General features: G+C 70.9%; 22 protein-coding genes. 13 read left to right on the plus strand and 9 right to left on the minus strand.

All coding sequences use genetic code 11. The features are described from left to right. Positions 1 to 254: 254 nt before the first annotated feature. A complete protein-coding gene (locus ACZ64A_RS08055; RefSeq protein WP_469808925.1) occupies positions 255 to 962 on the plus strand; it encodes a transcriptional regulator in 708 nt (235 codons plus the stop codon). A gap of 99 nt (positions 963 to 1,061) precedes the next feature. Here the strand turns inward: ACZ64A_RS08055 and ACZ64A_RS08060 are convergent, their stop codons facing one another. Beyond that, positions 1,062 to 2,522: a nucleobase:cation symporter-2 family protein gene (locus ACZ64A_RS08060; protein ID WP_469808926.1), complete on the minus strand. Its 1,461-nt coding sequence runs from the start codon at positions 2,520 to 2,522 to the stop codon at positions 1,062 to 1,064. A 411-nt stretch (positions 2,523 to 2,933) separates the two neighbouring features. Between ACZ64A_RS08060 and ACZ64A_RS08065 the strand changes: the two genes are divergently transcribed. Further along, on the plus strand, positions 2,934 to 3,293 hold the full coding sequence (locus ACZ64A_RS08065; RefSeq protein WP_469808928.1) for a DUF4190 domain-containing protein: 360 nt from the start codon (positions 2,934 to 2,936) through the stop codon (positions 3,291 to 3,293). Positions 3,294 to 3,928: 635 nt separating this feature from the next. Here ACZ64A_RS08065 and ACZ64A_RS08070 read toward each other — a convergent pair. The 4 genes from ACZ64A_RS08070 to ACZ64A_RS08085 form a co-directional block, all read right to left on the minus strand. Next, the gene (locus tag ACZ64A_RS08070) at positions 3,929 to 5,200 is read right to left on the minus strand and encodes a hypothetical protein (RefSeq protein ID WP_469808929.1); all 1,272 of its coding nucleotides are present in this window, start codon (positions 5,198 to 5,200) and stop codon (positions 3,929 to 3,931) included. A 261-nt stretch (positions 5,201 to 5,461) separates the two neighbouring features. Next, entirely contained in the window at positions 5,462 to 6,553 is a 1,092-nt protein-coding gene (locus tag ACZ64A_RS08075) for a hypothetical protein (protein WP_469808930.1), read from the minus strand. A 53-nt stretch (positions 6,554 to 6,606) separates the two neighbouring features. After that, positions 6,607 to 7,683, minus strand: a complete 1,077-nt coding sequence (locus ACZ64A_RS08080; protein ID WP_469808931.1) for a hypothetical protein — start codon at positions 7,681 to 7,683, stop codon at positions 6,607 to 6,609. 474 nt (positions 7,684 to 8,157) lie between these two features. Then, positions 8,158 to 8,349, minus strand: a complete 192-nt coding sequence (locus ACZ64A_RS08085; protein WP_469808932.1) for a hypothetical protein — start codon at positions 8,347 to 8,349, stop codon at positions 8,158 to 8,160. Between the two features lie 383 nt (positions 8,350 to 8,732). Here ACZ64A_RS08085 and ACZ64A_RS08090 point away from each other — a divergent pair, with 383 nt between their 5' ends. Then, the gene (locus ACZ64A_RS08090; RefSeq protein WP_469809098.1) at positions 8,733 to 9,932 is read left to right on the plus strand and encodes a PP2C family protein-serine/threonine phosphatase; all 1,200 of its coding nucleotides are present in this window, start codon (positions 8,733 to 8,735) and stop codon (positions 9,930 to 9,932) included. A 77-nt stretch (positions 9,933 to 10,009) separates the two neighbouring features. Here ACZ64A_RS08090 and ACZ64A_RS08095 read toward each other — a convergent pair whose 3' ends face one another. Next, complete coding sequence (locus tag ACZ64A_RS08095; RefSeq protein WP_469808933.1) at positions 10,010 to 10,387, minus strand: STAS domain-containing protein; 378 nt, start codon at positions 10,385 to 10,387, stop codon at positions 10,010 to 10,012. 169 nt (positions 10,388 to 10,556) lie between these two features. On the opposite strand from ACZ64A_RS08095, the gene ACZ64A_RS08100 reads away from it, so the two are divergent. From ACZ64A_RS08100 to ACZ64A_RS08110, 3 genes are all read left to right on the plus strand, one after another. Continuing rightward, on the plus strand, positions 10,557 to 11,036 hold the full coding sequence (locus ACZ64A_RS08100; RefSeq protein ID WP_469808934.1) for an ATP-binding protein: 480 nt from the start codon (positions 10,557 to 10,559) through the stop codon (positions 11,034 to 11,036). 374 nt (positions 11,037 to 11,410) lie between these two features. Then, positions 11,411 to 11,653 carry an NAD(P)H-dependent flavin oxidoreductase gene (locus ACZ64A_RS08105; RefSeq protein ID WP_469808935.1) on the plus strand — a complete coding sequence of 81 codons (243 nt, stop codon included), beginning with the start codon at positions 11,411 to 11,413 and terminating at the stop codon, positions 11,651 to 11,653. Positions 11,654 to 11,717: 64 nt separating this feature from the next. Next, positions 11,718 to 11,900 carry a hypothetical protein gene (locus tag ACZ64A_RS08110; RefSeq protein ID WP_469808936.1) on the plus strand — a complete coding sequence of 61 codons (183 nt, stop codon included), beginning with the start codon at positions 11,718 to 11,720 and terminating at the stop codon, positions 11,898 to 11,900. A gap of 480 nt (positions 11,901 to 12,380) precedes the next feature. Here ACZ64A_RS08110 and ACZ64A_RS08115 read toward each other — a convergent pair whose 3' ends face one another. Together ACZ64A_RS08115 and ACZ64A_RS08120 are read right to left on the minus strand one after the other, a co-directional pair. Next, positions 12,381 to 13,739, minus strand: a complete 1,359-nt coding sequence (locus tag ACZ64A_RS08115; RefSeq protein ID WP_469808937.1) for a carbohydrate-binding protein — start codon at positions 13,737 to 13,739, stop codon at positions 12,381 to 12,383. Between the two features lie 68 nt (positions 13,740 to 13,807). Continuing rightward, entirely contained in the window at positions 13,808 to 14,890 is a 1,083-nt protein-coding gene (locus tag ACZ64A_RS08120) for a LysR family transcriptional regulator (RefSeq protein ID WP_469808938.1), read from the minus strand. Between the two features lie 106 nt (positions 14,891 to 14,996). Between ACZ64A_RS08120 and ACZ64A_RS08125 the strand changes: the two genes are divergently transcribed. From ACZ64A_RS08125 to ACZ64A_RS08145, 5 genes are all read left to right on the plus strand, one after another. After that, positions 14,997 to 15,935 (plus strand): helix-turn-helix domain-containing protein, encoded by a 939-nt coding sequence (locus tag ACZ64A_RS08125; RefSeq protein WP_469808939.1) that lies wholly within the window; start codon positions 14,997 to 14,999, stop codon positions 15,933 to 15,935. A gap of 34 nt (positions 15,936 to 15,969) precedes the next feature. Further along, positions 15,970 to 16,827 carry a dioxygenase family protein gene (locus tag ACZ64A_RS08130; RefSeq protein WP_469808940.1) on the plus strand — a complete coding sequence of 286 codons (858 nt, stop codon included), beginning with the start codon at positions 15,970 to 15,972 and terminating at the stop codon, positions 16,825 to 16,827. A gap of 375 nt (positions 16,828 to 17,202) precedes the next feature. Further along, positions 17,203 to 18,579 carry an MBL fold metallo-hydrolase gene (locus ACZ64A_RS08135; protein ID WP_469808941.1) on the plus strand — a complete coding sequence of 459 codons (1,377 nt, stop codon included), beginning with the start codon at positions 17,203 to 17,205 and terminating at the stop codon, positions 18,577 to 18,579. Positions 18,580 to 18,617: 38 nt separating this feature from the next. Then, a complete protein-coding gene (locus ACZ64A_RS08140) occupies positions 18,618 to 18,980 on the plus strand; it encodes a rhodanese-like domain-containing protein (protein WP_469808942.1) in 363 nt (120 codons plus the stop codon). Further along, complete coding sequence (locus ACZ64A_RS08145) at positions 18,977 to 19,729, plus strand: sulfite exporter TauE/SafE family protein (protein WP_469808943.1); 753 nt, start codon at positions 18,977 to 18,979, stop codon at positions 19,727 to 19,729. Before ACZ64A_RS08140 ends, ACZ64A_RS08145 begins: the two co-directional genes overlap by 4 nt. A 48-nt stretch (positions 19,730 to 19,777) precedes the next feature. Here ACZ64A_RS08145 and ACZ64A_RS08150 read toward each other — a convergent pair whose 3' ends face one another. Continuing rightward, positions 19,778 to 20,059 (minus strand): metal-sensitive transcriptional regulator, encoded by a 282-nt coding sequence (locus tag ACZ64A_RS08150; RefSeq protein WP_010358257.1) that lies wholly within the window; start codon positions 20,057 to 20,059, stop codon positions 19,778 to 19,780. A gap of 76 nt (positions 20,060 to 20,135) precedes the next feature. Here ACZ64A_RS08150 and ACZ64A_RS08155 point away from each other — a divergent pair, with 76 nt between their 5' ends. Both ACZ64A_RS08155 and ACZ64A_RS08160 read left to right on the plus strand, forming a co-directional pair. After that, on the plus strand, positions 20,136 to 20,711 hold the full coding sequence (locus ACZ64A_RS08155) for a rhodanese-like domain-containing protein (protein WP_469808944.1): 576 nt from the start codon (positions 20,136 to 20,138) through the stop codon (positions 20,709 to 20,711). A 481-nt stretch (positions 20,712 to 21,192) separates the two neighbouring features. Then, the gene (locus tag ACZ64A_RS08160) at positions 21,193 to 22,500 is read left to right on the plus strand and encodes a chloride channel protein (RefSeq protein ID WP_469808945.1); all 1,308 of its coding nucleotides are present in this window, start codon (positions 21,193 to 21,195) and stop codon (positions 22,498 to 22,500) included. Positions 22,501 to 22,774: the final 274 nt, after the last annotated feature.

Below are 22,774 nucleotides of genomic sequence, written 5' to 3' on the forward strand. Positions count from 1 at the left end.
GTCGCCCGTCGGACCAGCCTCCCCTCGCGTCGCCGGTCCGACGTGTGGCGGATCAGCCCAGGTCAGCGCGGCGCACTAGGACGTTCCGCCAAGGCGCTCCGACGGCGTCAACGGTCGCGACGGATACGGAGTCGCTCGGACAGCGCCTCGCAGGGTCCGATTGCTAAGGTCACGGCCTCCTGGAACCCCTTCCCCCCCCGTCCTGTCCCCAGCCCTGTCCGGCTCGTGGCGGGCTCCAGCGAGGTGCCGACGACATGTCCGAAGTTCCCTTCTTTCCCGCCGGGGCCAAAGCCGCCCGGCTCCGCATGGGTATGACCCCCGATCAGGTCGCCGAGGCGATGACGCGGATCGGCGTACCGACCCTGCCGCGGACCGTCGTCGCCGCGGAGGAGGGAGTACACCGGCCGGGCGAGTCCTACCTGTTCGCGCTGGCATCGGTTCTGTGGTGCGCGGTGACCGACCTCATGGGCGTGCAGCCGCGTACGCTGCGCGAGTTCCGCCTGGCGCGGCAGCTGAACGCCGACCAGGTGGCGGCCCGCATAGGCATGGACCCCGGGGAGTACGGCCGCGCGGAGTACGAGGAGTTCTGGACCGGGGACTCCGTCCAGACCAGGGAGCTGTCCGAGGTCCTCGGCGTGCCGCTGCCGTACCTGATCGCGGTGATCGGCCAGGACACCGAGCTGGTCGAGCGGCTGCGGACGGCGGTCGCGGGCCGGTGGAAGCCGCACGTCAGATCACTGTCGCGGGCCACCGGTGCAGCCGAGTCGCTGGTGGCCGACGCCCTGCGCACGCTGTGCGAGGAGTACGCCGCCTTCGAGGAGCGGTACATGGGGCATCTCGTCGCTCGCAACGGCGATGCCCGGCTGAGGGAGACGGCACGGGAACGGGCCGCCTGGCTGAGGGCCCTGCCCTACCGCTTCCGCGAGCTTCTCGCCGACGGCGCCGGGTTCCCGCGAAGCTGACCACGATCTCATCGCGGTCCGGCATCGGGCCCGCGGGGTGCGGAACGGACGGTGCGTCACACCCCGCGGAGCCTTCAGCCGGATACGGCGGCCTTCACCTCAGTAACGGTCCCCTGTGGGCCCGTTGCCCCACGGCGACGAGACCCCGGGCACCAGCCCGGTGTCCGCCTCCGGAGCCGCCAGCTCGTCCCAGCCGATCTTCGCCGGCGCACTGCGGTTGAAGGCGTGGAAGAAGAGGTTGAGGAGGATGGCGGTGAGGCTGCCGAGGGTGATTCCGCTGTCGAGCACCGCCTGGAGCCCGCCCGGCAGCCGGTCGAAAACCGCCTCCAACGCGGTCGGCAGCAGGGCCGCCCCCAGGCTGACGGCGAGGATCAGCGCATTGCGCTCGTCCCGCAGGTCGACCTTGGCCAGGATCTGGATGCCCACGGTCGCCACCATGCCGAACATCGCGACCGCCGCGCCGCCCAGCACCGGCTGCGGCACCGAGGCGACGACAGCCGCCACCTTCGGCAGCAGACCCAGGACGATCATGATGACGCCGGCCGCGACCACCACGTACCTGCTACGGACCCGGGTGATGCGAACCAGACCGATGTTCTCGGCGAACGCCACGTAGGGGAAGGAGTTGAACACCCCGCCCAGCACCGTGGAGAGGCCGTCGGCGCGCAGCGCCCGGGCCACGGTCTCGCCGTCGACGCGCTTGCCCGTGACCTCGCCGACGGCGTACACGTCGCCGGTCGTCTCGATCATGGTGATCAGCATGACGACCACCATCGCGAGGATCGGCAATGGCTCGAAGGTGGGGAAGCCGAAGTGGAACGGCGTGGTGAGCCCGAACCAGTCCGCCTGGGAGACGGCGTAGGTGCCGGCGTCGCCCCGCAGATACGCGACGCCGGTGCCGCCGACGAGACCCAGCAGGACAGCGATGCTGCTGACGAAGGCCCCGCCGAACCGCGACACGACCAGGATGAACAGCAGCGTGCCGCCGCCGTACGCCAAATGCACCGGGTCGCCGAACGCGGGGGAGTCCTTCAGGGCGGCGCCGCCCCCGATGTCCTGGAGGGCCACGGGGATCAGCGTGAAGCCGATGATGGTCAGGATCGTCCCGGTGACCACGGGCGGGAAGTACTTCACGAGCCTTCCGAAGAACGGTGCCGCGAGGAACGTGGCGATTCCGGCCGTGATCACCGAGCCGTAGATCAGCAGCAGGCCGGCCGTGCCGCCGCCGGCCCCCTGGCCGATGGCGATCATGGGGGAGACCGCTGTGAACGTGGCGCCCTGGACCAGGGGCAGCCGGGCGCCGATCCGCCAGAACCCGAGGGCCTGGATGATCGAGGCGATGCCGCAGGTGAAGAGGTCCGCGTTGATCAGGTGGACGAGGTCCTCGTCGCTCAGCCCAAGGCTGCCGCCGAGGATGACGGGGACGATCACCGCACCGGCGTAGAACGCGAGCACGTGCTGGAAGCCGTACAGGGACAGCCGGGGGAGCGGGAGTATCTCGTCGACGGGGTGGGGGTGCCGGCGCCGGGCCGTGTCGGGAGCCGGGGTCGGATGTGCCATCTCTGCCTTGCCTTTGAGCGGTAGGTGAATGAGAGAGGAGGGCCGCTGCGGGCCGGCGTGCATCCTCGGGTGGGAGGGCAGGGCGCAGCGGATGTCCTGGATGGCAGGAGTGGGAACACGTCCGTCGCGGCGGAGGTCGATCCGCCGATGGGGTGGGGGACGGACAGAGGGACGGAAGGGCACACAGTAGAAGCCCGGGACGGGGTTACCCGCACGTCAGGGCGATCCGTGATCATCTCTTCACTGCCCTGAGACCATCCGTCCTCGGAATTGACGGGCCGTTTGCCCATGGAAGGCAAGAAGAAGGGGTGAAGTGCAGCCCGGAGGCTTGGATACGAAGGATCCCTGCGCGCCGTGAGTGCCTGGGTAGGTGCGGCGGATGAGGGCGCGGGCGATTGCTAAGCTCCAGCCATGGTCGTGACGGGGGAAGAGGTACAGACCCAACCGGAGAACCGCGCCGCTTCGATCAGCGTTGGCGCCGCCCTCACGGCGGCCATCGTGGCGAGCGGCAGTATGTGGGCGTCGGCGGCGAGCTTCTACATGCCGGCGACGGTCGGCTGGTTCTTGTTGGTGGAGTTGTCCGCGCTGACCGCAATCGTCTCTGGTCATGTGGCGCGCCGTCGGGCCAAGCGCCAGAAACTGCCCGGCCGATGGCTGGCGCTCGCCTCGATCGTGACGGGGTGGGCGTGCGCGGTGTACGCGAGTCTTGTCATGGTGGTGGTTGTCGGGCTGTTCGCCGGATTCGCCGTGCTGTTCGGAGCCCTTCACTGACCGCTCCGCCGGCGCCCGGGCTGGACTTGGTGCGTCGACCCGTCGGAGTATTCGCCTCCAGGTGGTGTGAGGAGTGGACCTGCAAGCCCCAGCCGGCGCCGCGACAGAGTAAGTGAAAGAACCGTCCGGACCCGGACAGGTCCCAGCGATGATTCGGTGCGGGCACCCGGGCTCAGCCAGGGCAGCCGTTCCTCACGCCGCTGCCGGGTCACCAGGAAACACCGGATTCATCCGCGAACCGGCGGGCACGTTGGACTCCATGACGATCCTCTGTGCCGACAAGGGATGGTGATGATGAACCGAGATGGTGGCGAGAGAGCTGCCCATCGCACACGCGGCCTGCTGATGATTGCGGGCGTGGCCCTGGCCGTGTACGTACTGTTCGGCGTGATCGGGAGTGTCAGCGGATCAGCGCCGAAGGAGGCCTGGCTCTATTCCCTTCCTGTGATCCTCGCAGTCGGTGCGGGCATGGCGATTGTTCGATACCGGCGAGGCTGACCCCCAGCCCGCGGCAGCAACGGTGCGCGAGGGTGTGGCTTCGTGACAGGGGCTGCACGTGGCGGCCCCCCCCCGGCAGCAGGTCGACCTCCCAGCGGGCGCCGAGGTCCCCTGGGAGGTCGTGTGCGCTCAGTCGGTTACAGCTGGGGCTGCGGCATCCGTTGCCAGGTGAAGGGTCCGTAGGTTGTGCCCGTGGCGGCGTGGTTGGCGTTGGGGTCTGCGGTCAGTTTCAGCCACTCAAGCGGGGTGGTGCTGCCGTGCACGACGATCCGATGGAAGTTCGAGACGTCGTAGTACGGGTGCTCGTTCCACGCGTTGTTGCCCGGGTCGTGGGCGCACACGCTGGCGCCGGTGGCCGGGTCCGTCTCGCCGGTGCAGGTCGACGTCGGCGACAGCGGGTTGTCCGAGCGGTACAGGTGCGAGTCACCGTTCAGCATCAGCACCGGCCGGCCGAACTCGGTCGTCTTCGCCGCGACCTTGCTGATGATCGGCTCGAAGTTCGTCAGGTGGTCCTTGGTCTTGCCGTCGAGGTCCCACATGTCGGCCTGTGACGTGATCACCACCGCCTTGGCGTGCTGGGCCCGCGCGTCGGCGAAGGCAGCATCGAGCCAGCGGACGTCGGCCCCGGTCCGGTTGGTCCGCTCGTCGGTCTGCGCCTGAGTCGCGGTCGGCGCCTTGTACCAGGGGTCGCTGTCGTTGTTCGAGCCGCCCGGCACGTTGATGGTCACGAAGACGATGTCGTTCTGTTCCCACATCACGTTCTCGACGTACTGCGCGTCGCCGGGATGGCTCGGGTCGTAGGCGGTGGCCTGGGACACCACGTTCAGTGTGCCGCTGCCGAGGGTGCGACCGGGCTGCGCGAAGAAGTCCTTCCGGACTTCGGCGAGGTTGTCGAGCGGGTTGCCGCAGTGGTAGCTGACGCAGTCCTGCGGGTTGGTCGACAGGCCGCTTGTACCGATGTAGTTGACGTCACCGGTGGCCGAGTCGTAGAAGCCACCGCCCTGACCTGGGGAGGTGAGGCTTGATGCCTTGTGGCAGTCGGCCCACTCGTTGTCGCCCGGCGTGTAGACGAGCGGCTTGGTGAAGGTCTGCCACTCGGACGCGATCGAGGCGTCGTAGTCCTCTGTGCAGAACTCCTTGCCCGAGTGGATGTCGCCCACGTGGATGACATCGCTGACGGCCGGGTCACCGTTGATGGTGCCGATGAACGCCGGGGTCTTCTGGAACTGCGAGGTGTCGGCCGTCTGGCCCGCAGGCGCGTACGCCGACCTGCCGTACGGCGAGTCGCCGAAGACGGCGAGCGTCAGTGGACCGTCGGCCGGCGACGCCGTGGCCGCCGGCCCCACAGAAGAGGCAAGACCGACGGCGACGAGCGTGACAAGTCCGCGCTTCAGCGTGCGTCTAAACATGCGTCCCTTTTTCAGATCCAGTTGAGGGGGGCGCCCCAGTGAACTGGATCCGGGGGAAGCGCAACATGGCATCAATGGCAGCCTGCAGATGACGAGTAGGTGAAATGCCTGCCACGCCCGCAGGCCGGATCGCTCTTTCTGCGCGGCTCGGTCGTTGTGGTGTGTGCCGGTCGAGGCCTGGCAGATCCGGGCAGCGCGGCCCCGCCTGTCTGAGGACAGTGCCTGGGTCGACCGCCGTACAGGCGAAGCTGCCCCGGGCAGTTACCGCTTGTGCCCGTGCCGCACGTCCAAGCACAGGGCCCAGACGTCGGAGTAGCTGCCGGGGGAGGGCGACCCCCCGCTGTGGGTGGCTGCCGTCCAGTACGACGGGTTGGAGCTGCCGTCGCCGTACGGGTTGCCGGCGGCGTCGCTGGGGAAGCTGCCGTTGAGGTGGGGGCCGCCCGAGGTCGCCTTGGTGAAGTCCGTCGTGGTCACGTTGCCCCCGCTGATGGCGGCGCCCCCGCTGACCAACTGCCCGTCCTCGCGGGAGCAGCCGATCGTCGCGGTCTGTCCCGTGGAGCCCGTGTTCGGTCCGCTCATCTCAGTGAAGCGGACCGTCGTCGCTACGTGCTTGAGGTCGATGTCGTTCCCGCTGCAGATCGCGTAGACGTAGGTCATGTTGTTCTGGTCGCGTCCGCCGCCGATCCCGCCGACGGCAGTCCAGGAGTCGGGGTCCGTCTCCCCGTCGCCCGCGGCGATGGCGCCGAAGTGATGCTCGGCGTCGTCGAAGGTGGGGAAGCCGGCGATCGGCTTCAGGCTGCCGACGCTCGCGGGAGTGGTGCGGGCGCCGCCGCCGAGCAGGACGGTGTTGGCCGGGCAGGTCGCCGTCACGATGAGGGACGACAGCCCGACGGAGGGCCCGGGGGCTTTGTTCATGACCACCTGGGTGTGCCTGATCAGGTTGCTGTGCAGGCACATCGCATACGGAGTGGTGGAGAAGTCGGGGCTGCTGTGGCTCCCGCTTCCCCCGAAGGCCATCCAGTGTGTGGCGTCGGTGCCGACGATCCCGGGGCTCTCGGTGTACTCCGTGGTGCCGTCGGCGCTGGGCGCCATGCCCATCACGTGGTTGCCGTTGGAACTTCCGTCGTTCCCTATGGTCTGGTCGGCACCGCCGCCGGAGACGAGGCCCTCGGCGCAGTCCGCGTGCGAGGAGACCCCGGTGAAGGGGGTCGCGGGGCCCAGGGTGGCGCCTGGGGTGCTGATGGTGACGTCCGCGGTCTTGGCGTACGCGGTCGCCGGTACCGCCACGGCCAGCAGGGCGGCCAGGATCAGGGCCTTGCCCGCGGCGGAGCCCCGCCGAAGTGTCGTTCTCATCGGATTCTCTCTCTTGTTTCCTCGTGCAGGGTCGGTTGTCCGCAACGGCTGCCTCAGACGCCGTCGTTGGCGCACAGCGCCCAGGCATCGGTGTAGGTACCGGGGGACGACTGTCCTCCGGTGTGGCCGGAGGCCGTCCAGTACGCCGCCGTCGTGGCCCCGTCGCCGACCGCCGCGCCGCCGGAGGTGCTGGGGAAGCTTCCATTGAGGTGGTCGCCGCCCGAAGCCGGGCCGGTGAAGTTGGTGGAGGTCACGCTGCCTCCGCTGATGGCGGCGCCCCCGCTGACCAGTTTTCCGTCACCCACGGCGCAGCCCACGGTCGCCGTCTGCCCGGCGCTCCCGGAAGTCGGTCCGCTCACCTCCGTATAGCGGACCTTCACCGTTGCCCCGCTGACGTCGATGCCGGTCCCGCTGCAGATCGCGTAGACGTAGGTGGTGTTGGAGCTGTTGGGGCCCGAATCCCAGCCGACGGCCGTCCAGGAGTCGGGGTTGGACTCTCCGTCCGCTGCGGCCTTCAAGCCGAAACTGTGGGCGGAGTTGTTGAAGGTGGGGAAGCCGGCGATCGTCTTGAGGGTGCCTGTGGTGCCCGGAGTGGTCCGGGCTCCGCCGCCCAGCAGGCGGGTGTTGGCCGGGCAGGTCGCCGTGACGGCGCCCGCTGTCGCTCCGGCGGTGGGCGCGTTGGCCTTGTTCATGACGACCTGGGTGTGGATGATCAGGTTGCTGGTGAGGCACATGGCGTAAGGAGTGGTGGAGAAGGAGGCGTTGACCTGGCCTCCGCTTCCGCCGATGCCGAGCCAGTGGGTCGCATCGGTGCCGACGACACCGGTGGAGCCGGTGTATTCGGTGGTGCCGTCGGCGCTGGGCGAGGTGCCGTTGACGTGGTTGCCGTTCACCCCCGTGCCGGTGCCGATGGCCTGGTTGATGCCACCGCCGGAAACGAGCCCACTGGAGCAGTCCCCGTGGGCCGATATCTCGGAGTTGGACGTGGCGGGGCCGCTGGTGGCCCCGGGAGTTCTCACGGTCACGCTCACGGTGTTGGCGTACGCCGTACCCGGCACGGCCAGGGCCAGGACGGCACCCAGCAGCACCGTCCTGCCTGGGGCGAAGCGGTGCAGAAGTCCTGTGTTCATGTGGATCTCCCCGTCTGTCGGGCGATGAGCAAGAAGCGCTGAGCGGGCGAGGGCCTCGAAAGGGGCGTGGCGCGGCTCGGGTTGGTACGAACGGTGTCCGCAAGAGAGGCACGGGCGTCACGGATGCGGAAGCGCCACGGCATCACAACGGCCGACTGCCTCGCGGATGTACGCCGCTCAGGGGCAGACGGGGGTGTCGGGCCGGCCATCTCGCCGCCCTTTTGAGAGCAGCAAGTGCGGACTATAGCAACGACTTGGCCTAGCATCTACCCAGAAAGTCGGCTGTGTAGCTTGCAGATGCGGGGAGAGGTGCAGAGTGGCGGCGACTGGAACCTCCGCCGCGGCGAGCTAGGCGACGCCGGTGGCCGACTGAGTCGTAAGGACCTTCACGCAGGCATAGGTCTGATGGGTCCGGCACGCAGTGAACGGCCCCATCGGGGGCCGTTCACTGCGTGCCGGGTATTGCGATGTGGCTCAGGGGTGATCGGGCTGCTGTGCCGGAGGCACTCCGCCGCCCTCTCCTCCGCCCTTCGCTCCCTTGTCCGTGCCATGCGGGTGGCCGCTTGCGCTGCCGCCCGCCTGGCCGGCCTTCAACTGGCGGCTGTCCTCGGGGGTGGCGGCACCCTTGTCGTCGCGCCGTACTTCGGGCTGCTGCGGATTCGGCATGCTCGGGACCTCCTCGTGGTGGTGCGTGCTGCGGTCCGGGTCCCCAGCAAACGCCGGGTGACGCGCGGACCCCGAAGGCGGACGACTGCGGCCGGCATGGACGGGACAACGGTCCTCGCCCGCCTCTGAAGGCTCAGCAGCGCTATGTGTAAGGCGTCGGCATATCTGCTCGGGCTTACCCGCGCCCCGCCGCGCGGGTCGCCGGACTGGCAGCCAGGGCCGGCAGAGCGGCCGGCGCCCCCGTGATGACCTTGCTGGCGAGGGTCCACGTGGCGCTGACTTCGCCCACGACCGCCCTCAGCGCGATGATCGTCCAGCGACGTCGGCTTGCAGGACGGCCGTCCCGGGAATGCGGGGTGGAGGAGAGGGAGGTGGTGCCTGTGCTGGACGGTGAGGGCTTGGGCCTGGATGAGGTGCTGCGCGCCGCGGAGGATGCCGCGCCCGTGGAGTCGGTCGACGTGGTGGCCCGGAACCTGGAGAAGCGGTTCTCGGCGAGCGAGGTGTCCTTCTGGCTCGTGGACATGATCGGGCAGGAAGCCGTCCGGCTGCCCAGGGCCGGCACGGCCGCGCAGATGCGCGGCGAGACGCAGAGACGCGGGCTGGCAGGCAGCGTCTACGACCGGGTGCTGCGCTCCCAGCGCCTGCACCAGGAGCCGGACGGCGAGGGCGGCTGCCGGTTGGTGGCCCCGGTGACGAACCGCGGTGACTGCATCGGCGTTCTGGACCTGGTCGTACCCGAAGCGGACGACGCGGTGCGGGAGGCGGTGGGGCACGCCGCGCATGCCCTGGCGTACATCGTGGTCACCGACCGTCGCTTCACCGACCTCTACCACTGGGGCCGGCGCACGACCACGATGAGCCTGGCCGCGGAGATCCAGCACCAGCTGCTGCCCTCGGCGTCCTGCTGTGAGGCCGCACAGTTCACCCTGGTCGGAGGTCTGGTCCCGGCCGATGAGATCGGCGGCGACACCTACGACTACGCCCTCGACCAAGACGCGCTCTACCTGTCGATCACGGATGCCATGGGGCACGACACCGCATCCGCACTGCTCGCCACCCTGACGGTGAACGCCCTGCGCGGCGCCCGACGCGCCGGCCAGAGCCTCCTCGACCAGGCCTACGCCGCCCACCGGGCGATCACCAGCCACGGCCGCGGCATGACCACCGGCCAGCTGCTGCGCATCCAGCTGGAGACCGGCACCTGCGAACTGGTCAACGCCGGCCACCCCTGGCCACTGCGCCTGCGCGGCGACAGCGTGGAGGAGCTGACCATCAAGGTGAACATGCCGTTCGGAGTGCCGGCCCCGGTCGCCTACCAGGTGCAGCGGCTCGACCTGCGGCGCGGCGACCGACTGGTCCTGATCACCGACGGCATGCGGGAACGCGCGGCCGCCACCGTCGACCTCCCCGCCCTCCTCCACGCCACCCGCGACGAACACCCCCGCGAAGTGGTCCGGACCCTGACCTCAGCGGTCCACAAGGCCTGCCGGGGATCTCTGCCCGACGATGCCACCACGATGGTCCTCGACTGGCACGGCAGTCTCACCGGACAGCGCCACACCGACGGCGGTTCCAACACCTGAGCCCGCACTGCCTGCGGCAGGAAGAGCAGCGCCGGCCGCCGACGACGAGGACCGTGTGTACGGCGGGGCCATACCCTTCAGTCAGTGAGCGCCTGATCGAGGGTTTCGCGGATGTCGATCAGGGCGTCGATGCCGACGAGCTGCAGGGTGCGCATCACGGAATGGCCGACGCCTGCCAGGCGCAGCCAGCCGCCGCCCTGTGCCAGAGCGTGGTGGGAGGCGATGAGGATGTTGATTCCGCTGGAGTCCATGAAGGTCACCTGCCGCATGTCCACCACGACGCGGGGACGGGCGCCGTCGGCCGGGTCGAGGGCCTGGCGGAGCGTGTCAGCGGTGTGGTGGTCGATCTCCCCGGCCAGGCTCAGCACGGTGATGCCGTCTGCGGCGGAGGCCGTTACGGACAGCTGACCCGGCTGCACCGCGTGATCGCTACCTGGCACTTCTTCCTCACCCATGTCGGTGATCCTGGCACATCATGCCCTTGCTGTGGATCGCTGCCCCCGCAGCCACCGGCTGATCCCGGGCGTGATGCAAATGTGACGCAGCTGTTCGAGCGCCGACAGGCGTCGATCACGTGGGCGAGGGTAAACGCGTGTCGTGAACGGGGTAAGGAAAGCGGTCGGAATGTATTCAACGCCCGTGGGCGAGGACGGCACGATGCCCGACGAGCAGGTTCCGCACACCACGGTGGCCCTGGACGGCGATGGTGCGGTCATCGCACAGGCGCGCCACATGGCCGCCGGTTTCCTCACGCGTGTCCAGGCCGAACACGGGTTGCCCGTCTCCCAGCGCGCCATGGAACTGACGCAGCTGGTGGTCAGCGAGCTGGTCACCAATGCCCGCAAATACGCCCCCGGCCCGGTGCTGCTGGATCTGCGCATCCTCGGGGACTTGGTGGAGATTGTCGTGTGGGACTCGGACCCGGTCCTGCCGGTGGCCCGGGCCGGGGACGCGGGCCGGGTCGGGCAGCACGGCCTGGAGATCGTGATGGCAGTCGCCCAGGGCTTCGAAGTCCAGCGCCAGCCGGTCGGCAAACGCATCACCGTGCGCATCGCCCTGACCGACGACCCAGGCGGCGCCGTCTTCGGGCGCAGCCGCCTCTAGTGCGCGATCCCGGATTCCGCTGACCGGCAGTGGCGCCGGCCGCCACAGGCATGGCGACCGCCCGGCACGCCGGCTGACTAAGCCGAGCAGGCAGTGGCACTCACACGCCACACGATCTTGGATCGGCGCCCAGCCCCACCCTTCGCTGGATCACCCGGGCCTGCTCGGCTGTGGTCCGGTCCTCTCCACGATCTCCGCCCGCGGGACACCGACCCGTTCGAGGGCTTCGTAGAAGGCATCGGGATCGGCCCAGTCCTCGGGCGCGAACGCGCCGGCCCGCCGACCTGCCCCGTCGAGGGCGAGCAGAATGAACGCCGCGGCCGAAGCGCCGGGCGGTGGCCGTACGGCACGCCCTCAAGGCGCAGAGTCTCGGCGTGGACGCCGTCAGCATCGATGGCTTCGAGTGCGCCGGGCACTCGGGCAACGAGGACATCCCCGGTCTGATCCTGATCCCTGCCGCCGTGCGGAAGCTGGACATCCCGGTCATCGCCAGCGGCGGCTTCGCGACCGGCGACGGCCTGGCCGCCGCCCTCGTGCTCGGGGCGAGCGCCATCAACATGGGCACCCGCTTCGTCGCCAGCGAGGAGGCGCCGGTGCACCGCAACCTCAAGGAGTAGATCGTCGCCAACGACGAACACGCCACCCAGCTGGTCTTCCGAGAGTTCGACAACACCGCGAGGGTTGGCCTCCGGAGTCCGGGGCCGCACCCGGGTGCTGGAGCAGGGGCACATGGACGACGGTCTGTGGTGGGCCGGCCAGGCCGAGGGCCTCATCGACTCCGTCCGCACCTGCGAGGAGATCGTCACCGGCATCGTGACCGACGTGGAGAAGGTCATCGGTCGCCTCGCCGAACTTCGCCGGTGAAACAAGGGGCGACATCGACCGGAAAGGGTGCCTGACTACTACGCTTGTTCAACTGGCGAGTTTGACTTTCCTGGCCGGCTGTTGGGACGCGACAATGACGAGGAGCGGGGCCCGTGATGAACGACCGCAGACTGACGATCGGCTTGCTGGCAACGGGAGCCCTTCTCCTCGTTGCAGGAGGTTGTTGGCTTCTGCTGGGAGACCACACGGGCAGGAGCGATGCAGACTTGGCCGTCGGCCTCGGCTTTGCGTTGATCTGCTTCTCACAAGCGGCGCGGATGCTGACCAAACAACGGTAAGTGCGCGAAACGTCGCGATCCGCCCGTGAGTGGGCACCAGACGGGGAAGCGAGGGTGTGGAGACTGGGAGTTCGGGCACAGCCTCCGTTCTGCCGGGATTATTGGCTCGACGGCGCCGGGACGCGCGGGGCGGCCCCGGTCTCAGGGGCCGGGGCCGCCTTTCGCCTGGCGGGTCAGCCGCTCACGCCCGCTGCCACAGGGCCGGCGTGTTCGGGGGCTCCCAGCCGGGCTGGGCCTGATGGGTCTGCAGGCAGCGGTAGGTGGCGCCGCCGTACGTCACAGTCGCGCCCGCCTGGTAGACCGTGCCGACCGCCCAGGTGCCGCCCGGGTCGCCGGGGTCGCCCGGGTCCCCGGGGCCGGAGGCGGTGGTCTTCAGGGTGAGGCCGTAGTTCTGGAGGATGGGGTTGATCGGCTGGAAGTAGGTCGTGCCGCCGCTCGTGCAGTTGCCCGAGCCGCCCGAGGTGACGCCCTGCGCCTGGCTGCCGGAGATGAACGAGCCGCCCGAGTCGCCCGGTTCGGCGCACACCGAGGTGCGGGTGACCCCCGCGACGGTGCCCTCCTGGTACGTCACGCTGGAGTTGAGCTGCTGCACCGTGCCGCAATGCCAGCCGGTCGTGGAGCCGGAGCGGCACACGGAGGAGCCGACCGCGGCCTGTGTGGACCCCGTGACCTGCGCGTTGGAGCCGTTGACGTACGGTGTCGCCGTCCAGTTGGCGTTCGTGGCCACCCACGCCATGTCGTTTCCGGGGAAGACCGACGCCTGGAACGTACCCTGCGCGACCCGGTTGGAGCCGATGGTGCTGCTGCCGGCGCGTCCGCAGTGGCCGGCCGTGGCGAACCCCTGCTGGGCGCCGCGGGTCACCGGGAAGCCGATCGAGCAGCGGCTGCTGTTGTCGATGTAGTAGGCGTCGCCACCGCGCAGGTCGTAGAGCGGGCGCGGCTGCTCGGTGGACCGTACGATCCGGGCGAGGGAGGTGTCGACGCCCGCCGCGTCGAGCAGGGAGCGGGCGGCCTGCGGTCGTACCGCCTCCACCGTCAGCGTGTTGGTGTGTACGTCCACGTACCAGACCGGCGCGTCGGTGGTGCCGTGGTGTTCGGCGGCCCGGTCGACGCGGGCCTTGGCGGCGTCCAGCGCGGCCAGCGAGTGGTCCACGACCACAGCGTCGGCGCCCTGGGCCCGGATGGCGCGCACGTCGGCCGGATCGGTCGTGGCCACCGTCAGGGTGTCCGACAGCGTGCCGCTCACCCAGGCGCCCGCGTAGTGCGCGCCCACGACGGTACGCAGCCGGCCGTTGGTGGCGCCCGCCTCGGCCTCGTTGACCAGCCGGCGGTCCGCCTGCTGCCGGTTCAGGTGGAGGTCCCGCTGGAGCGCGGCGAGGAGGCCGGGCGTGGCCGCGTCGGTGCGCAGGGTCTCGGCCGCCGTAGGTGCGGCGGGAGAAGGGGACGGCAGGGCGCTCGCGGAGCCGCTGAGCCCGGCCACGAGCAGGGCACCCGCCGCCGCGGCTGCGGCGCACGCGGCTCTGAGCTGTCGTTGGAGCATGGGGAGGTCTCCTCGGGTTCGGTGGGGTGGCGACACCGTAGGAAGGCTCCGCCTCGCTCCGTAAGACGTCAGCCGACCCCCTGCCCGCGCGTTATGGAAGCCGCTCGGGACGCCGTCGCCGGTGCCGGTGGGGGCGCCGTCGTGGGCGCCGTCGCCGGTACGGGGCAGGACGTGGGGTCCGGTGTCGGCCGGGGCACGGCGTCCGGTGCGGGACGGCGCTGCGCGAGCCAGTGCGCATAGCTGTCGCTGCGGGCCGCCGCGCCCGCGTGCGCCTCGCGGGCCTGGGTCAGCACGGTGTCCGCGATCTCCTGCCGCTGTCCGGCGGGGTCACGACCGAGCAGGTGACGCCACATCAGGGGCGCCCCGACGAGCGGACGGATCGCGAGACCGGGTGTCGGCGGGAACGTGGCCCGGCACAGCCCCACCGCCCGGCCCACCTGCACCAGGTGCACGCACGATGCGGTGTCCGTCTCGTACATGCGTCGCGGGGTGAAGCCGGCGCGGGCGCAGGCCGCGGTGAAGCAGTCCGCGAAACAGCCGTCGCCAGGGACGCAGGCCCATTCCTCGCCGGCCAGCGCGGCCAGGTCGATCTCCCGCTCGTGGGCCAGCCCATGACCGTCGGCGAGCATGACGAAGACGGGGTCGACGGCTATGTCCTCCCAGACGAGGTGCGGCGGGTCCGGCGGCGGGGCGGTACCGCAAGTGCCGGTGAGTGCGAAGTCCAGGCGTCCCTCGGCCAGCAGTTCCGCCAGTTGTCGCTCCGACCAGGAGGCGCAGGTGGTCACGGTGGTGCCGGGTGCGGCGTCGGCCAGCCGGTCCACCAGCGCCCCCAGCAGCGGTCCGTGGGTGGCGCCGAGACGCAGTCGCTGTCCGACCCGCCGGGTCCGGGCGAACCGAGCGGCCTCCTGCTGGAGTTCGCTCACCGCGGGCAGCACGATCCGGGTGCGTTCCAGGACCAGCTCACCGAGGGGCGTGGTGCGGACGCCGTGCCGGCCGCGTTCGAACAGGGCCCCGCCCAGAGCCCGTTCGATGCGTCTCAGCTGCGCGCTGAGGGCGGGCTGGGCGAGGCCGAGCGCCGTGGCCGCCCTGGTCAGGCTGCCCGCGTCGGCGATGGCCCGGATGGTTTTGAGATGCCGCAACTCCAGCTCCATGCAGGGAGCTTGCGACGCACAGCGGCGAGGGGCAAGGGGTTGGTTCAGACCAGAGGGGGAACGGATGTGCCCGATCCGGCCGGTGCCCCAGGAAGGAGTGCGCCCGATGCGCAGCACCACGGTCTTACCAGGAGTTCCGAGCCTGCCCCCCGGCGCGGGGGACGTGGCGCTGCACCGGCTGGAGGTGGCCACACCGGGCGCCCCGCCGTTCGCCGTGGGCTCCTTCGAGGAGGTGGGTCCGCTCTCCCGGTGGGACCGGCCGCACCGGCACACCTTCTACGAGATAGTGCACATCACCGCCGGTTCGGGTACCCATGTCGTCGATCTCGCCCGCTGGCAGGTACGCCCTCCGCAGCTGGCCGTGATCCTGCCCGGTCAGGTGCACCACTGGGAGGGCGGCCGGGGCCCGGAGGGGTCGCTTGCGCTGTTCACCGACGACTTCCTGGTGGACCACCCCGGCGACCGCGAGGTGCTGCGGGAGCTCGGGACCCGGTGCTTGTTCGCGTTGCGTCCGGAGCACGACCGGGCGATCGGGCGCCTGTTCGCCGAACTGGTCGCGGAACACCGTCAGCGCGCGGCGGGATTCGAAAGCGTGCTGCGGTCCCTGCTGCACGTACTCGTCCTGCGCGCCGCCCGGCTCCCCGGCCCGGCCGGACACGGCGCCGGGCCGCGTGCGCAAGGCCGTGCGGCCGCCGTGGCGGAGGCATTCACGGAACTCATCGCCCGTTCCGAGGCGGCGGGGTGGAGCGTGCAGCAGTGCGCCGGCCGGCTGGGGGTCACGCCCGGGTACCTCACTCAGGCGGTGCGGGCCGCCACCGGCCGCCCGCCCGGCAGGCTGCTGATCGAGGCGCGGGTGTACCAGGCACAACAGCTGCTGGCCCACAGCCGGTTGTCGGTCAGGCAGGTCGCCGCGCGCACCGGGTTCAGCGACCCCGCCTACTTCGGCCGGTTCTTCCGGCGCGAGACGGGAAGCAGTCCGGGAGCCTTCCGAAAACACCACGACCGCCACCATCAGTCCCTCGAAGCTCCGTCCGGGCCCGCCTAGTTTCGTTGCCCACCGTCCCCCACGAGGAGGAGACATGGACGGAGCAGGCAGGCACGGCGCGGGCCAGGACGACCCCGGAGCCGACAGCGAGGCCGGATCCCCCCGGCTCGTGCGCCGCAAGACGGTGCTGCGCGCGGCGCTCGCCGCCACCGCCGCGATCCCCGTTGCCCTGGTCGGCGGCCCGGCTCTCGCCCGCACCGCGGCGGCGAGCGGTACGGCTCCGGCCCTCACGCCGTCCTGCGACGACGGCGACCACCCGACCCCGGAGCAGATAGAGGGCCCCTACTTCAAACCGAACTCGCCGCAGCGCACCAGTCTGCTGGAGCCCGGCATGCCCGGCACCCCGCTCACGGTGAGCGGCTACGTCTTCGGCCGCGCCTGCCTTCCGCTGGCCGGCGTCCTGCTGGACTTCTGGCAGGCCGACGCGAACGGCGCCTACGACAACTCGGGCTTCAGGCTGCGCGGGCACCAGTTCACCGACTCCCGCGGCTCCTTCGCGCTGACCACCATCGTGCCGGGCCTGTATCCCGGCCGTACGCGCCATCTGCACGTCAAGTTGCAGGCGCCCGGCCGTCCGGTCCTGACCACGCAGCTCTACTTCCCGAACGAGCCACGCAACAACACCGACACGATCTTCGACCCGCGGCTGCTGATGACCGTACGGGACGGGGGCGGCGGCCGGGAGGCGGCGTTCGACTTCGTCCTGGACGTCGCGCAGGAACCCGGGCCCGGCCCCACCCCACCGCCGGCGGGGACCTGGGCGGTGGGCACCGCCTACCGGGCGGGTGACCGGGTCACGTACGCCGGCCGCGCCTACGTCTGCCTCCAGCCGCACACCGCGCAGCCGGGCTGGGAGCCGCCGGCCGTGCCGGCCCTGTGGCGGGCTGCCTGAGCAAGCCGCCGCGCATCCGCCACCGCTAGCCCACCGAAGACCGCCGCACCGGGGGGCCTGGGGGCGGACGGGCTACCGTCCGCCCCCACGGGGTCACTGACGTCCCCCTGAGGGATTCGTCAGCTTCCCCCACCGGTCTCACACGCCTCCAAGGACGTCTCCGACCACCCACACTGCCGCACAGCCGCAACGCATCAGGTCGCCCCTTGCCCGGCCCGCGACCGACGCACGGCCCCAGCTCGGCTCGGCCGCCAGGAACCCCTCGCCAGAAACCCGGGCCCGACTTCTTGCCTCCGGAATACCCCCCTGGGTATAGCTGTTACTGTGGGTGTCAGATACCCCCCGGGGTACAGCGTCCGAGAGGAGTCATGAGTCGTGTTCTTCGTCGACACCCTGGAGTTCGAGGGCCTGGGCAATCGCAGTTACCTGGCCGGCGGAGCCGGTGCCGCGGTGGTCGTGGATCCGCCGCGGGACATCGACCAGGTCATTGCGGCAGCGGCCCGACGCGGGGTGCGCATCGCCTGGGTGGCCGAGACTCATGTGCACAACGACTACGTCACCGGCGGTCCGGAGCTGGCGCGAGTCACCGGTGCCCAGTACCTGGTGCCGGCCGGGGCGCATGTGTCGTTCCCCCGTACCCCGGTCGCCGACGGCGAGACCGTGACGGTCGACGACGGGCTGGTGCTGCGCGCGATCGCCACTCCCGGACACACCCCGCACCACACCTCCTACGTCCTCACCGAGGACGGGCGCGGTGTCGCGGCCTTCACCGGCGGATCGCTGCTCATCGGCACCGTGGGCCGCCCCGACCTGGTCGAGCCGCGGCTGACCGAGCAGCTGGCCCGAGCCCAGCACGCCTCCGCGCGCCGACTGGCCGACGAGTTGGACGACGAGGTGCAGGTGCTGCCCACCCACGGCTTCGGCAGCTTCTGCTCCTCGTCCCAGGCCGAGGGGGACGCGACCACGATCGGCACGGAGCGCAAGACCAACGACGCGCTGACCTTGGACGTGGACACCTTCGTCGCCCGCATCCTCGCCGGGCTGGACGACGTGCCCGCGTACTACGCCCACATGGGCCCGGCCAACGCCGCAGGTCCCGCGCCGGTCGACCTCACCCCGCCGAGGCGGGCGGACGCCGAGGAGATCGCCTCCCGGCTGGCCGCGGGGGAGTGGGTGGTGGACCTGCGCAGCCGCATGGCCTTCGCCGCGGGGCATGTGGCCGGGTCGTTCAACTTCGAGGGCGAGGGCAAGCTCGCCACCTACCTGGCCTGGCTGATCCCGTGGGGCAAGCCCGTCACTCTGCTCGCCGACACACCCGAGCAGATCGCCGCCGCGCAGCGGGAGCTGGCGCGGCTGGGCATCGACCGCCCGGCCGCCGCCGCCACCGGCGAGCCGGCCGGCTGGATCCGCGAGGGCGAGCAGCTCGCCTCCTTCCCCCGCGCGCGGTTCGCTCAGCTCGCCGAGGTCCGTGAGCACGGCGACGACGTGGTCGTTCTGGACGTACGCCGGGACGCGGAGCGTGCGGGCGGCTACATCGACGGCTCCGTCCACATTCCCGTCCCCGAGCTGCACGGCCGCATCGGCGAGGTGCCGGACGGGACGGTGTGGGTGCACTGCGCGGGCGGGATGCGCGCGGCGATCGCCGCCTCCCTGCTCGACGCCGCCGGCCGCGACGTGATCGCAATCGACGACGCCTTCGACGCCGCAACCAAGGCGGGAGTGACCCTCACCCGCCCCCACGGCACCGACTGACACGTCCTTCCGCTCCCCTGCACGAAAGCGATCACACGATGTTCTCGCTTCTCCGCCGCGGCCCTGGCCGCCTCACCCCTCAGCCGGCCCACCAGCAGACCAGTGACCGCACCGCCGTCCTGCTGGACGTACGCGAAACGCCGGAGTGGAACGCCGGGCACGCGCCCGACGCACTGCACCTGCCCCTTTCCCGTCTGGTGGCCGGGGCGTCGCTCCCGGCAGCCGCTCAGGGCAGGCCAGTGGTCACGATCTGCCGCTCCGGACACCGCTCCCGGCAGGCTGCCAAGGTGCTGGCCGGACGCGGCGTGCGGGCTACGGACGTCACTGGCGGCATGACCGCCTGGGCGCGTGCGGGCCTGCCGGTCATCGGTCCGAGCGGCAGCAACGGCGTCATAGCGTGAGTGCTCTGATCCTGGCCCTGATCGCGGGGGCCGCGGTCGGGCTCGCGCTCGGCGCGCTCGGCGGGGGCGGCAGCGTCCTGGCCGTCCCGGCGCTGATCTACCTGCTCGGCTTCACACCGGCCGCCGCGACCACCGCGAGCCTGCTCATCGTCACGGCCACCTCGCTCACCGCCCTGTACGTCCACGCCCGCACCGGCAACGTCCGCTGGAAAGCCGGCTTCCTGTTCGCCGCGGCCGGACTTCTGCCCGCGGCCGTGGCAGGAGCCATGGCATCGCGCCTGCCCCAGCCGGTACTGACCGCCGCGTTCGCTGCCATCGCCGCACTCGCCGCCGTCAGGATGCTGCGCCCCAGCCGCACCGCCTCCAAAGAGGCGGCCGGCGCGGCGCGGTCCGCCCGGGCCGCCGGAACCGGCGCCGGGCTGGGCGCACTGACCGGTCTGCTCGGGGTCGGGGGAGGCTTCCTCGCCGTCCCGGCCCTGGTCACCGTGCTGGCGTTCGAGATGCAGGCTGCCGTCGGCACCAGCCTGCTGGTCATCTCGGCGAACTCGCTGGCTTCCCTGGTCACCCGCGGAGCCACCACTGCCGGCGTCAACTGGGCGGTGATCGGCCCCTTCACCGGGGCCGCGATCCTGGGCGCCTGGGACGGCAAACGTCTGGCGGCCAAGGTCACCGGCACCCTGCTGCAGCGCACCTTCGCCGTCGTGCTGCTGGCCGTGGCCGCCTTCATGCTCGTCGACGCCCTCACCTGAGAATCACGAGCATCAGACGGATGATCGGGCGTCGCGGCACACCATGGCTCAGGCCAGAGACAGGAACAGTTTCTCCAACCGGGTGCGCATCTGCTCCCGGTCGCCGGAGGCGGCCATGTCCGCGTCGGTCAGGCAGTGCTGCAGACCGGTGGCGATGATCGCGAAACCGGCCTTGTCCAGGGCCCGGGACGCCGCGGCGAGCTGGGTGACGACGTCCTCGCAGTCCCGCCCCTCCTCGATCATCTTGATCACACCGGCGATCTGGCCCTGCGCTCGGCGCAGTCGGTTGACCACCGTCTTCAGTTCCTCGGCCGCCATCGCCAGTTCCACAGTCCACACTCCTTCGAGATACCCCCTTGGGTATCCTATCGAAGGGGTAACCCGAACCGAGCAAGGAAAAATCCCTGTGGCACCCCTCACCGCGCTCACCGCCCTCACTGCCGAACAGGCCCACGCCCGCCTGCACGAGCTGACCGTCATCGACGTGCGCACCCCCGGCGAATACGCCTCCGGCCACCTGCCCGGCGCCCACAACATCCCCCTCGACCGCCTCGATGCCGCCCTGGCCGCGCTGAAGGCCGCCGCAGAGCGCGGCGACCTCCTCCTCGTGTGCGCCTCCGGCGCCCGCTCCGCCCAGGCATGCCGGCGCCTCGCCGACCAGGGCATCACCGCCGCCACTCTCACCGGCGGTACCACGGCCTGGACGCAACTCGGCCACGACACCCACCGCCCGGCCGGCACCCGCACTCCCTGGGCCATGGACCGCCAGGTCCGCCTCGCCGCCGGATCACTGGTCCTGACCGGCCTGATCACCGGAGAACGCTGCCGTGCCGGCCGCTGGCTTGCCGCGGGCGTCGCCGGCGGCCTGGTCTTCTCTGCCCTCACCAACACCTGCGGCATGGCCGAAATCCTGGCCAAGCTCCCCCACAACCAGCCCAAGGCCACCGACCTGGACGACACCCTCGCCGCCCTGACCGGCTGACACCCTGCCCGCAACGCGGGGCCCCGACCTTCACCCACAGCCCGCGCCCTCAGGACCTGGTCACACGGGCGCTGCGCAGTCGGCCCGGGCCGCGGCTGCCACCACAGCCGCAAGGGCCGCCTTGCACCTCACCCGCCTGGCGGGGGAGCACACACGGTCGGCTTCCACGCGATCGGACAGGCTCATCCGCCATGCCCGTGGCACGGCGTCGTGCCGTCCGTCGTCACTGCCGCTCACCGCCCTGCGGACCAGGCGGCCAGGCGGGGCCGAGCCGCCTCGCCAGAAGCAGGACGACGAGCATGCAGCTCCCGCTGTAGGTATGTTCAACCCGATATGTGGCCATGGCGCATCAGGTGTTCACAGTGACGCGGCCACATGCGTCGCACAGGACTCAGGAGGACCCATCGCCGGAACGACGTCGGAGAGCGGCTCCGGGATCGTCTCGGGAAGTCAGCCTCCGGAAGCCGACCTGCTGCGGACCATGCTCGGCCGACCCGAGTACCGCAGGGCGCTGGTGTTCTGTGGACTGATCGGTGTTCCAGTGGCGCTGGCCGCTTTCTGGTTCCTCGTGGCGGTGCACCAGCTGGAACAGCTGATCTGGACGGACTGGCCCAAGGACATGGGATGGCGGCAGGCTCCCTGGTGGTGGGGGCTTCCCCTGCTGACGCCGGCCGGGTTTGTGGTCGCCCTGGTGGTCGCACGCCTTCCCGGCCGGGGCGGACACATTCCGGCGGGCGGGCTGCATGCGGGCGGGGTCACGAAAGGGGCGCTGCCGGGCGTCGTGATCGCCGCGCTGGTCGGTCTGCCGCTCGGTGCCGTCCTGGGCCCCGAGGCTCCGCTGATCGCGCTGGGCGGTGGACTGGCGTTGCTCTTCGCGAGTCTCGTCCGGGTGCCGCGGACCGAAGCGAGCACGGCTCTGCTCGGTGCCGCCGGGTCGGCGGCAGCCATCTCGGCGCTTTTCGGCAATCCCGTGGTGGGCGCCGTACTCCTGATGGAAGTGGCGGGGGTGGGCGGCCCACAACTGTTCGCGGTGATGCTGCCGGCTCTGCTGGCCAGCGGTGTGGGAGACCTGATCTTCACCGGGTTCGTTCACTGGACCGGCTTCGAGACCGGGAGCTTGAACATCGGCCTGCCCAAGCCACCACCCCTCGACGGGGCGGACGTGCTCTGGGTGCTGGTGCTGGCGCCCGCGATTGCCTTTGTCGTCCACTGGGTCTTCGTCTGCGGGCGATTCGCCGCGCGTTTCGTGGCGAGCCGCATCGTACGGAACACCGTGGTGTGCGCGCTGGGCGCGGCGGGCTGTGTCACGCTCTACGCGCTCGTCACCGGCCGTTCACCGGCGGAGGCCGCTCTGTCGGGGGAGTCGGCGCTGTCCGGCCTGGCGCATGATCCGCACGCCTGGCCGGTGGGCGCCCTCGTCGCGGTACTGGTCTTCAAGGGCCTTGCCTACACGCTGTGTCTGGGCAGCCTTCGCGGTGGTCCGGTGTTCCCCGCGCTGTTCCTGGGAGGTGCTGCCGGAGTCCTGCTGGCACCGCTGCCGGGTCTCGGGCTGGTGCCGGCCATGGCGATCGGGATGGCAGCCTCCGTGACCGCTGCCCTGCGGCTGCCCGTCAGCGGTGTCGTCCTGGTCGTGCTGTTGCTGGGCAACGTGGAAACAGTGGCGCTGGTGGTGCTTGCCGCGGTTGCGTCCTTCGTCCTCAGCCAGCGGCTGCCGCAGGGCCCCCGCATTCCGGCGTTCGGCGAACGCGGGGCCGACCGGACGAGTGGCCAAGGGATGCCGGGGGCATGACGAGCGGGCCGCGGAGGCAGAGCTGCGCGAGGCTGTCCTGATCCGACACCCTCTCCGTCATGTAACTCGGAGACGTGGTGCCGCTTGCCCGGTCCGGTCTGCCCTCCCCATCGGTCACCCGAAGGAAGAGCGCAACCGCAGCGACGGAGTGCCGGGCGCGGGCCCGTCCGCCGAGGAACCGCCGGAGGGCAGGGGAGGCTGGTACGGGTGGGCCCAGACGACGGCCCAGGATGCGCGGACGACGACCGCACCGGCGGAGTGACACGGGGTGCGC

It is taken from the genome of Streptomyces sp. NPDC104814 (assembly GCF_055583185.1).